This window comes from Desulfallas sp. Bu1-1, from assembly GCF_015594625.1.
Taxonomy (GTDB): domain Bacteria; phylum Bacillota; class Desulfotomaculia; order Desulfotomaculales; family Desulfallaceae; genus JADNRQ01.
This window is the reverse complement of record NZ_JADNRQ010000028.1, coordinates 22,752-32,982: the sequence shown is the minus strand read 5'-3', so window position 1 is coordinate 32,982 and position 10,231 is coordinate 22,752. Positions and strand designations below refer to the sequence as shown.

9 protein-coding genes, 1 pseudogene and 1 riboswitch are annotated in these 10,231 nt (G+C 47.1%); of the genes and pseudogenes, 7 read left to right on the top strand and 3 right to left on the bottom strand.

What is annotated here, in order from left to right; genetic code table 11:
* The first annotated feature begins 28 nt into the window (after positions 1-28).
* Positions 29-116, top strand: a riboswitch (cyclic di-GMP riboswitch).
* A 721-nt stretch (positions 117-837) separates the two neighbouring features.
* Positions 838-1,152, top strand: coding sequence for a hypothetical protein (locus IT084_RS16280; RefSeq protein ID WP_195713943.1), 315 nt, complete (start codon positions 838-840; stop codon positions 1,150-1,152).
* A gap of 19 nt (positions 1,153-1,171) precedes the next feature.
* Here IT084_RS16280 and IT084_RS19100 read toward each other — a convergent pair whose 3' ends face one another.
* Complete coding sequence (locus IT084_RS19100; RefSeq protein ID WP_195713942.1) at positions 1,172-1,381, bottom strand: PLDc N-terminal domain-containing protein; 210 nt, start codon at positions 1,379-1,381, stop codon at positions 1,172-1,174.
* 815 nt (positions 1,382-2,196) lie between these two features.
* Here IT084_RS19100 and IT084_RS16270 point away from each other — a divergent pair.
* Positions 2,197-2,468 (top strand): annotated as a pseudogene (locus IT084_RS16270) (transposase); the annotation flags it as partial.
* A gap of 259 nt (positions 2,469-2,727) precedes the next feature.
* Here IT084_RS16270 and IT084_RS16265 read toward each other — a convergent pair.
* Both IT084_RS16265 and IT084_RS16260 read right to left on the bottom strand, forming a co-directional pair.
* Positions 2,728-3,096, bottom strand: coding sequence for a PIN domain-containing protein (locus tag IT084_RS16265; protein WP_195713941.1), 369 nt, complete (start codon positions 3,094-3,096; stop codon positions 2,728-2,730).
* Complete coding sequence (locus IT084_RS16260; RefSeq protein ID WP_195713940.1) at positions 3,083-3,331, bottom strand: hypothetical protein; 249 nt, start codon at positions 3,329-3,331, stop codon at positions 3,083-3,085. Before IT084_RS16260 ends, IT084_RS16265 begins: the two co-directional genes overlap by 14 nt.
* A gap of 426 nt (positions 3,332-3,757) precedes the next feature.
* Here IT084_RS16260 and IT084_RS16255 point away from each other — a divergent pair, with 426 nt between their 5' ends.
* From IT084_RS16255 to IT084_RS16235, 5 genes are all read left to right on the top strand, one after another.
* Positions 3,758-4,540, top strand: a complete 783-nt coding sequence (locus IT084_RS16255; RefSeq protein WP_207744648.1) for an enoyl-CoA hydratase/isomerase family protein — start codon at positions 3,758-3,760, stop codon at positions 4,538-4,540.
* Between the two features lie 118 nt (positions 4,541-4,658).
* Positions 4,659-6,326 carry a long-chain fatty acid--CoA ligase gene (locus IT084_RS16250; RefSeq protein ID WP_195713938.1) on the top strand — a complete coding sequence of 556 codons (1,668 nt, stop codon included), beginning with the start codon at positions 4,659-4,661 and terminating at the stop codon, positions 6,324-6,326.
* Positions 6,327-6,376: 50 nt separating this feature from the next.
* Entirely contained in the window at positions 6,377-8,044 is a 1,668-nt protein-coding gene (locus tag IT084_RS16245; RefSeq protein WP_195713937.1) for a class I adenylate-forming enzyme family protein, read from the top strand.
* A gap of 144 nt (positions 8,045-8,188) precedes the next feature.
* A complete protein-coding gene (locus IT084_RS16240) occupies positions 8,189-9,340 on the top strand; it encodes a thiolase family protein (protein WP_195713936.1) in 1,152 nt (383 codons plus the stop codon).
* Between the two features lie 120 nt (positions 9,341-9,460).
* On the top strand, positions 9,461-10,228 hold the full coding sequence (locus tag IT084_RS16235; RefSeq protein WP_195713935.1) for a 3-hydroxyacyl-CoA dehydrogenase: 768 nt from the start codon (positions 9,461-9,463) through the stop codon (positions 10,226-10,228).
* The last annotated feature ends 3 nt before the right edge of the window (positions 10,229-10,231 follow it).

Here is a 10,231-nt window from a genome sequence, read left to right as displayed (position 1 = left end):
AATCTCCTATTAAGTCAATAAATGGTAGTTAAGAAAAAGGCAAACTCATCGAAAGATGAGGACGCAAAACCACGGGTCTAATGCAGGATTACTGCGATGATAGCCGGGTTGCCGAATGCTCATGCACGCATGGCTTGCATAAATGGTCAACTCCTTTAATGGTAGTATTAACCATTTACACGTAATTTAATATATTCTCTGGAATAAAGCGGGGCACACCGGATGCCCCTTTTATTATTCTACATAATAATAATCGGAATACGACTTTGCGGATTCGGTGGTCCCATTATGAGACAGGCTGTGCTCAGATCAACCCAACTGCTACCGTTCCAGCGCTGCAGGTACAGCTTAACCATGATATAGTCCACAGTTTGATAAGCCCGGGTGTAACCGGTTAGTGAAATAACCTCAATTGAAGATATCGTTAAATATAATGAGCAACAAAAGGAAAAACCAAATCCTGAGTTAACCAAAAAAGCTTTAACTTCTAACTTAAATAGAATAAAGGAACTAGAAAAGTTAGAGGCTAAACATTTAAAAGATGTCTTCTCGATTAGTGAAGGCAGTATATCAATAATGGCAAACCCAGTAACGGTTAATATTGGAACGGACACCACGCTAACAACAGGAGACGATGGTTGGGGCGATGGTAGCAACAGTGGTTATTCTCAATATAGAACTGCTTATAGTCCCTATTACAAGTATGCACAATCTAAAACTTGGACATTTGGATATGGATATGCAGATGCCTATTGATATGTTGGTCAAAGATTTATTGCTAAAGGAACTACCGCTAAGTCAGCAAAGGTAATTTTCAATGGAACCTATAATGGCTCATTGCTTGGGGGCATTAACGGATCTGCTACTGGAGAAGTCAAAGTAAAACTCTGGGACGCAACTGATAGCGTTTGGGTAGGTACCGTAACAGTAAGAACTGGTTCATCCTCTAACAATATTGCAACTTATATGAATGGTAACATAAGTCACTCAATAAATGCCACAATTGAGCCAGATCACGAATATTTCCCATATATTCATGTTGTTACTACGGCTACTCAATATGGAAGCCAATTATCTAGAGCTGATTTTTATGATGATGGTAGCGATGACGAAATGATAAAATATACCTCTATTAAAATTGACTTTATTTAAAGTTACTTAAAATATATGGCTATGGGGAATTATTTTTAAACCCTATGGCCATTTTTATTAGTTTAAAATAAAAAAGAATTAAGCCTATGAAAGGTAATAGTATAATTGCGGCTAGCCAAGGTATAGGATTATATTTATAGTTTTTACTATGAAAAAATAAAATTATGATAGAGATAATTTGAGTTGCTATTAAAAAATAATTAAGTAATTGTATTAATTGAGTGTCCAATTTATCTATTCCCCCTAAATTAATGTGTGATAATCATTTTTGAAAAATTTAGGAATAAGAAACATCTATAACTGTTAAAATCTGCAAGTAATCGCAATTGAAAATTTCAACCTTTCAGGTTTTTTTACCCATAAGTTATTATAGCATACTTAGTTTTACCTGATACTCCGTTATTTTGATAAACATCAGGTTTTTCTTCTCGGTGCTGCAATAAACCATCGGGTTATTACCCGGGCACAGAGGGGTATCGTCACTGGTGTGTTCTTTGTAAGCACCCTTTTACCACGGTGATTAAGTTTAATGATCGCCTGGCCGCGCAGCTTTAAGGCTGTAAGTATACATACTCGGCGTCATAACCGGCGTCCATGAGATAATAGCGAGGAGCAACACCCAACACCCTATTATGCATGTCATAAGCTTCATTTATCAAATCCCGGGCGAGTTCCAGGTCAGCATAATTGGCCGGAGCCAACCTGGCGGCTGCGGGTATAGGCCCGTATTTAGTATTAATAGCCGATAAATGAAGCTTATAGCCAAAAAAAAATTCAGTTTCCCCGCAGGAACCGGTCATGGACAAAATGTGGCTTGAAAGAAAGAGAGTTCATTACGTTGACCCCAATAATTTTCGGTCGGGATGCTTCGGGCCTCACTGGGTTGATAACTGGCAAATGGCCAAACTTGTTAAGGATCGAGGGATTGTATATTAGTTTAAACAAGGGGGCGGGGGTTCCTCGCCCCTAGCTCCAAAGAGATTCCAAAGAGAATATATTAAATTACGTGTAAATGGTTAATACTACCATTAAAGGAGTTGACCATTTATTAAATTAACAGCTTATTTTAAATACCCCTATGAAATCCGTAGAATGATTTATACAACCAATATATCGAGGGATATCACCGACAACTGCGAAAGGTAACCAAAACCAAAACGGCATACCCGACTGATGATGCCCTGAAAAAGATTATTTACCTGGCCACTGTTGAAGCAGCCAAAAAGTGGACCATGCCGGTCAAAGACTGGAAGAACTGCATCTCACAGTTTGCCATATATTTTGGGGATAGATTGGAAACTGAGTTGGCCATATAAGTTAGCCTGGCGATTAACCGGCGGCAGCCCTTGACATGGAGCCTCTAGGCCTGTGTTTCCGGGAGGCCGCGGGGAGTCCACGCTGTGCGTTGGCCTCCCGCCCCAATAGGCTAACACAGGCCTTCCTCCATGTAAAGGGCTGCCTGGTTGTTTCTAATTAACCCCGGTTTTATCTAAAAGGATCAAAACCATTTACACGAAAATATTTACACTCCCTCTTCTATAAATATAATTATTTTTGTACCCCTGTTTGTGCAAGTCATGAGCTTAACAAGTTATTCAGCTTTTTGTCAAAAGTATAGACCTCATGTTTCCCTAACTTGTGATAGGCATATAATAATGCATCTACAAAATCCAGGTTCCTCTCTGCGTAAACCCTTAACGCCTCATTAATCACTCCAAAGTCGTTAACTTCTAAATTTCCGTATCCAAAAAGCTCTGATAATGCACTGCTTATATTATTTTTCTTCACTTTGTAAACTTTCTCCAACACATAGACAATCTCTGCTATAACTTCGTTTGGAAGAAAAACTATACTATTCTCAAGTATTTCGGCAGCTTTCTCTGACAAATCATCCGAATCGTTTAATAAATACCTTAAAACAATATTGGTATCAACTATTTTCATATTTATCCACCGCTGCCTTTGCCCAGGCATCATTTTCTAAAGCCTGCAGATCCTTGTTTTTGTACTTCTCTAATAAACCTCTGGCTCTTTTTGGTTTCTGATCCATGTTAGCTTCCACATGCTCATTTTCATAGGGAAAAATTAGTATCTCAACTTTTTTATTCCTAAGGCTTTCAGGTATATCTATAACGCTAGCTAATATGTTACTATTTGCAACTTTTCTAACAAAGTTCAATCAGACTCACTCCCTTCGCTTAAGAAAAAGAATGATGATCTTAATTTAGTCGTATACGCATATTATACCATGTAACCATTTATTGTAACACATTAACTCATTTCCAAAAAAAACAAAATTACACTTCACTGATTCTTCAAAAGCGCCTAAATCTCCCGCTTAAACCCGTACTTCTGCAGGTATTCCACCAGGGCCGCTTAGTTTAGAGATTGTACTGTGTTGTTGTCAAGTACTGGACAAAGTGTACAGAGTATTCAACCGGTAACGGTAAGACCTGTTTTGTCCAGATGATACCCATGACGCCAACCATCGCCCACCGATACCGCCCACCAACCACCATTCTGGCAGGCTCTTTGCTAAATAATTTAGCAAGCTTGTATTGACACCGCTTATGAGTTTACTGACAAAGAAACGGGGGGTATGTCTATGGCCATGGTGGAATTGCGGAAAGAGGATCAAGTGGCGGTGCTGACCATCAATAACCCGCCGGTAAATGCCTTAAACAGCCGGGTTATGGCGGAGTTGTTGCAAAACCTGGAAGAGCTGGCCGGGGACGACGGAGTGCGGGTGTTGATAGTGACCGGGGCAGGTGACAGGGCCTTTGTGGCCGGGGCGGATATCAAGGAGTTTCCCGGTTTGTTCAAGGGGCAGGCCGGTCTGGCCGGGCAATTTGCTTTGGCGGGACATAAAATGTTCAATGCTTTGGATAATTTTCCCCGGCCCACCATTGCCGCCGTAAACGGGCTGGCCCTGGGGGGCGGCTGCGAACTGGCCCTGGCCTGCGATCTTCGCGTGGCGGCGGATACAGCACAGTTCGGCCTGCCGGAAATCAAGCTGGGGCTGTTTCCCGGAGGAGGGGGCACTCAACGCCTGCCCAGGTTGATCGGGGAAGCGCGGGCCAAGGAATTGATGTACCTTGGTGACCCTATTTCCGCCGGGGAAGCACTGCAAATCGGCCTGGTCAACAGGGTTGTCCCGGCAGGGCAACTGGTTGAGGAAACAATGAAACTGGCCGGGAAACTGGCCACCCGGCCGGGTGTCGCGTTAAACCTGATCAAGCAGGCCGTGGACAGGGGAGTTCAAGTAAGTTTGGAAGAGGGATTAAAAATTGAGGCCGACCTTTTTGACAGGGTCTTTTTAACCGAGGATGTGAAGGAGGGGGTTAATGCTTTCATTGAAAAAAGAAAGGCCGAGTTTAAACACAGGTGATCAAGGTGGGTCTTAGTTGCGGGTTGTTGAGCGGTGCATAAAAATATAACGGAACCTGATTTCTAAATATTAACTCTATTCAAACTTGGAAAACTTTTTTAACGGGAGGTCGATTTTAATGAATATCGTTAAGGGCTGTCCCTCCACCTCCATGAACGATTACCAGCTCAATACCACCACCATTATCAGGCATGCGGCCAGAAATTTTCCCGAACGGGAAATAGTTTACCGCACCCCGCAGGGTATCTCCCGTTACAATTACGGGGAGGCTTACGCAAGGATTAAAAGGCTGGCCAACGTTTTGGGCAAGCTCGGGATCAACCCCGGGGACAGGGTAGGGGTGCTGGATTGGAATACACACCGTTTTTACGAGCTTTATTTTGGAATTCCGGGGATTGGGGCTGTATTGCTGCAAATGAACCTGCGCATAGCACCCGAAGAGTTGAGTTATGTAGTCAACCACAGCGAGACCAAAATGATTTTTGTGGATGAATCCCTTATTCCGGTTGCCGAGGCCATTGCCCCGAGCCTTAAAACAGTGCGGGGTTATGTCATCATGACTGATAAAAACTTGGCCGAAGTACAAACCAAATTGAGCCCGGTCTATAGTTACGAGGAGTTATTAAAAGAGGCGGAACCGGAGTATAAATGGCCGGTGATTGACGAAACCTCCGCTTACAGCGCCTGTTATACCACGGGGACCACCGGAAAACCGAAGGGGGTCTATTATTCCCACCGGTGCATTTACCTGCACACAATGGAGGCTATTTGCTATCTGGGTTTATCCTGGAAAGATTGTTATATCCAGCTTGTGCCCATGTTCCACGCCCAGGGTTGGGGATTTTTCTTCTCGGCCACCTTCATGGGTGCCAAGATTGTTCTGCCGGGGCGTTATATGGTGGAGGATTTGGGGTCGCTGGTCGACCTAATGGCAAGTGAACAGGTAACAATAGGTTGCGGGGCGCCGGCCATTTTTATGCCCATGTTAAACTATATCAATACATTAAAGGAAAAACCCGATTTCAGGGGTGCCCGGCTGGTATCCGGTGCTACGGAACCGCCCCTGGTCATGGCAAAAGGCTGGAAAGAGCTGACCGGTGCCGATATAATTCACGCCTATGGAGCTACCGAAACCACTCCTTTAGTCACTTTCAACCTGGTCAAACCGGATTTGGAAACCGGGTTGTCGGATGATGAAAAATGGGAACTGAAGCGCAAGCAAGGTATACCGGTTACAGGCCTGGACGTCAAAATTGTCGATCCCGAAGGCAAGGAACTGCCCCGGGACGGCAAATCTTCCGGGGAAATTTTAATTCGCGGACCGTGGATTACCGGCAGTTACTACAATGATTCGCGGACACCGGAAGCTTTCCGGGACGGTTACTGGAAGAGCGGGGACGCCGGGACGATCGACCCCAACGGTTATCTGAAAATCACCGACCGGGTCAAGGACCTGATCAAGAGCGGTGGAGAATGGATTTCCTCCGTTGATCTGGAGAATGCTATCATGGCCCATCCCATGGTGCTGGAGGCTACCGTTACGGGAATTTATCACCCCAAGTGGGAGGAAAGACCCCTGGCCTTTGTAGTTTTAAAAGAAGAATTTAAGGATAAGGTTGCCAAGGAAGAAATAATTGATTTTATATCTTCCAAGTTTGCCAAATGGCAACTGCCCGATGACGTGGTTTTCATCGACGAGGTTCCAAAGACCAGCGTTGGCAAATTCAATAAAAAAGTATTACGGGAAAGATATAAAGACTACTTTGTTAGTAAGCTGAATGATTAAAGACTGGTATAGGTTGCTAACATGATTTCCATATTTAGGAGGGAATCAAGATGATATTAACCTCCCGGGAAAAAATTAGTGAATACACGGGAAAAGGATACTGGGGCACCAAAACGCTGCTGGATGCTTTTAAGGAACAAGTGCAAAAGAACCCGGATCGGGTGGCCCTGGTTGATCCTCCCAATAAGGAGCAGCTGGTGGGATTGCCCCCGGAGCGAATCAGTTACCGGGAACTGGACCGGGCGGCCGGTGCCGTGGCCTCGGCATTGGTGGAGATGGGCATCCAAAAGGACGATGTGGTTATGGTTCAACTACCCAATACCTGGGAACTGGCCATGCTTTACATCGCCATTACCAGGGCGGGGGCGATCATTTCTCCTCTGCCGGTGCAGTGGCGGGTCCGGGAATTTTCATATATTGCCGGTTTGACCGGGGCCAAGGCTTACATTTCCATCGATGAATTCAAGGGTTTCAAACATTTGCAAATGGCCGGGGAGCAGAAGCCGGGTCTTCCCCACTTAAAACATTTGATCAATTTATCCCGGTTGAGAGAGATGACAAAGGGGGAAATAGCCCAAGACAAACTGGAGGCAATAAAAATTGACGCCAATGATATTTTTACCGTCTGCTGGACTTCAGGCACCGAGGCGGAGCCCAAGGGATGCCCGTTAAGCCATAACAACTGGTTTTTCCAAGCCGGCTTGCTCCGAAAGGCTTCCGGTTTTAGAGAAGGGGATACCCAACTGTGCCTGGCCCCGCTGGTAAATATGACCGCTCTGGGGGTACAGTACGTTCCGTGGCTTGCATTCGGGGGCACTTTCGTGTTGCATCACCCGCTGGATGTGGAAATCTGCCTGAGGCAGTTCGTGGATGAAAAGGTTAATTTCAGCATCTTTGCTCCGGCCATGATGAACATGATCTTAAAACATCCCCGCATTGATGACTTTGATCTTAGCTCGGTGCGAACCATTACTTCCGGTTCCGCGCCCCTTTCCGGCTGGGCGGTACGCGAATTTAAGCGTCGCTGGGGGATCGAGGTGGTGAATATCTGGGGCCAAAATGAGGGCACCGCATTGCTTTCCGGCCCACTGGATGTCCCGGATGTGGAAAAGAGGGCGGAAGTGTTTCCATACTGGGGTAAACCGGGATTAAACTGGTCGGTTAAAGGGATGGAAACAAAAATAATTGATCCCGATAGCGGACAACCGGTCACCGAAGTTGGCGGGGTAGGGGAACTGGCCTACCGTGGCCCCAATGTGATGTCCGGTTATTATAAAAGACCAGACCTTACCCAAAAGGCCTTTGACGATGAAGGCTTCTTCTATACCGGGGATTTGTTCATGATTAAGGAAGAAAATTTTATCGGCTATTTTGAACGGAAAAAGGACATTATCATCCGGGGTGGCTTCAACATCAGCGCCCAAGAGGTGGAGAACGTGCTCCTGGGGCATCCCAAGGTGCTGGATGTTGCGGCGGTAGCCATGCCGGACGAAGTAATGGGGGAACGGGCCTGCGTTTTTGTGGTGCCCAGGCCCGGAGAAACGGTGAACTTGAAGGAATTGACCGCCTTTATGGAAGAAAAAGGCGTAGCGGTTTACAAGCTGCCCGAAAGGCTTGAAATTACCGACCAGATTCCCCGCAACCCGGTGGGGAAAATATTAAAGTCGGTCCTCAGGGAGAAGATCAACAACATATTACGGGCCGAAAATGTCAGGTGAGAGCTTTTCCTGTCAGTCAACCGGCGGGCGAACAACAATCTGTCGACACACAAAGGTAAAATTGTGAAACGAATGGAAAAACTGCCGGATCACCAGACACAGGTGCCTGTTTGTGCAGCAAATTTATATGAGAGGGTGAGTTTTATGCGTGAAGCAGTAATTATTGAAGCCGTGAGAACCCCTGTCGGGAGACGTGGTGGAATGTTAAGCGGCATCCGGCCGGATGATTTGGCAGGGATGGTGCTCGGAGAACTAATCAGGAGGGCCGGGATCGATCCCGCTCTGGTGGAGGACGTAATCATGGGCTGTGTTTCCCAGGTGGGCGAGCAGGCCATGTGTATCGGCAGGGTGGCGGCACTGATTGCCGGGTATCCCGTGCATGTACCCGCTGTAACTTTAGACCGCCAGTGCGGTTCCAGCCAGCAGGCGGTACACTTTGCGGCCCAGGCCATCATCAGCGGCGATATGGATATTGTTGTGGCCGCAGGTGTTGAGAATATGTCCAGGGTGCCCATGGGGTCCAGTATGAAAGACACCTGGTTCAGTAAAGAGCTTACCTCCCGCTACGAGATCATACCCCAGGGGCTGTCCGCGGAAAGGATTGCAGACAAATGGGGCTTTAGCCGTGAACAATTGGATGAATATTCGCTGCAAAGCCACTTAAAAGCAATCAAGGCCCGGGATGAAGGGCGTTTTGACGGGGAAATAATGCCCATAGAAGTAACCTTGCCGGATGGAACCAAAACAGTTTTCCAAGCGGACGAAGGCCCCCGCTGCGATACCTCTCTGGAAAAACTGGCCAAACTAAAGCCGGCTTTTCAGGAAAACGGTAAAATTACTGCGGGGAATTCAAGCCAGATCAGCGATGGGGCGGCAGCCATACTGTTGATGTCCATGGATAAAGCCAGGGAATTGGGACTGAAACCTCGTTTCAGGGTGCTTGCCCGCAGTGTAGTCGGGTCGGATCCCACTTTAATGCTTACCGGGCCGATTCCTGCCACTGCGATGGTGCTGAAAAAAGCCGGCCTGACTATCAATGACATTGATGTATTTGAGGTGAATGAAGCTTTTGCACCCGTCCCCCTGGCCTGGTTGGAGGAAACGGGAGCAGACCCCGCCAGGCTCAACCCCAACGGCGGTGCCATTGCCCTTGGCCACCCCCTCGGCTGTAGTGGAGCCCGTCTGATGATCACCATGATGCATGAACTGGAGAGAACCGGCGGGAGATACGGGTTGCAAACCATGTGCGAGGGACACGGCATGGCCAACGCCACTATCATTGAAAGGCTTGATTAAGTAGCCGGTGTTGGGTAAGCAATGTAATAATCATCCCATAGTTGTTCGCTCCAGTAACGGAAGCACCTTGCAAGGTTTATCACAGCCACAATAAACAATAATTTCAGGGGGGAGATAGGTATGGAGATGAAAAATTGCGTTGCCCTGGTAACAGGAGGGGCGTCCGGTCTGGGTGAAGCGACGGTTAGAAGAATAGTTGACCGGGATGGCCAGGCCGTAATTCTGGATCTCGTGGAGGAAAAAGGGCGACAATTGGCGGCTGAACTGGGGGAAAGCGTAATTTTTGTCAAAACTGATGTGACGGATGAGGCAAGTGTACGGGCGGCGGTGGACAAAGCCGTTGAAACCTACGGCGGTATCCATGTGGTCGTCAACTGCGCGGGCATAGGGATTGCTCAAAAAGTGGTCGGCAAAAAAGGAGTCCATGACCTGGCCAGTTTTACCAAAGTGATTCAAGTGAATTTAACCGGTACCTTTAATGTTATTCGATTGGCTGCGGAAAAAATGATCGCCAACAACCCCAACCGGGAGGGCGAGCGGGGGGTTATTATCAACACCGCTTCAGTGGCTGCCTTTGAAGGGCAAATCGGGCAGGTGGCTTACAGCGCCTCCAAGGGCGGCGTGGTCAGTATGACCCTGCCAATTGCCAGGGAACTGGCGGCATACGGTATCCGGGTGATGACCATCGCCCCGGGTCTAATAGATACGCCCATGTTTGACAGTCTTCCCGCTGCGGTCAAGAAATCTTTGGGAGCTATGGTTCCCTTTCCGCCCCGTTTGGGATACCCGGAGGAATACGCGCTTTTGGTACAAAGTATCATCGAAAACCCGATGCTCAACGGCAGTACCATCCGGCTGGACGGCGCCATTAGAATGCAGCCCAAGTAAGGG

Coding starts and splice junctions, on each gene's coding strand:
- IT084_RS16240 (WP_195713936.1), top strand. CDS start 8,189: ATGCGTGAAGCAGTAATTATTGAAGCCGTGAGAACCCCTGTCGGGAGA.
- IT084_RS16250 (WP_195713938.1), top strand. CDS start 4,659: ATGAATATCGTTAAGGGCTGTCCCTCCACCTCCATGAACGATTACCAG.
- IT084_RS16265 (WP_195713941.1), bottom strand. CDS start 3,096: ATGAAAATAGTTGATACCAATATTGTTTTAAGGTATTTATTAAACGAT.
- IT084_RS16235 (WP_195713935.1), top strand. CDS start 9,461: ATGGAGATGAAAAATTGCGTTGCCCTGGTAACAGGAGGGGCGTCCGGT.
- IT084_RS16255 (WP_207744648.1), top strand. CDS start 3,758: ATGGCCATGGTGGAATTGCGGAAAGAGGATCAAGTGGCGGTGCTGACC.
- IT084_RS16245 (WP_195713937.1), top strand. CDS start 6,377: ATGATATTAACCTCCCGGGAAAAAATTAGTGAATACACGGGAAAAGGA.